The organism is Bacillus pretiosus (genome assembly GCF_051294775.1).
In the GTDB taxonomy this organism is placed as follows: domain Bacteria; phylum Bacillota; class Bacilli; order Bacillales; family Bacillaceae_G; genus Bacillus_A; species Bacillus_A wiedmannii.
Genome location: NZ_JBPPHF010000164.1, coordinates 1 through 309 on the forward strand (window position 1 = coordinate 1; position 309 = coordinate 309).

Genomic DNA, 309 nt, shown 5'->3' on the forward strand with positions numbered 1-309 from the left:
GATAAGTATACTCTAGGGGTCTTCAAAGTTAACGATTTAATCGGCATTTCTACTTTAGAAACAACGCCTTTCATTAAACAAGAACATAAAGCAAAAATCGGTTCCGTTTTTGTTTACCCAAAACCGCGTGGCCTTGGAGCAGGACGAGCTCTAATTAAAGCAATTATTGAAAATGCCGATAAACTACATGTAGAACAACTTATGCTCGATGTTGTAGGTGGTAACGATGCTGCAAAAAAATTATATGAGTCATTAGGCTTCCAAACTTACGGCGTACAAGAGCGTTCATTAAAACATAACGGGCAATAT

The 309-nt window shown here is 37.5% G+C and carries 1 protein-coding gene; it reads left to right on the top strand.

Features of this window, described 5'->3' with window-relative positions:
• On the top strand, positions 1-309 hold a 309-nt coding region (locus ACSG5Z_RS30335; RefSeq protein WP_435712794.1), incomplete at both ends, for a GNAT family N-acetyltransferase.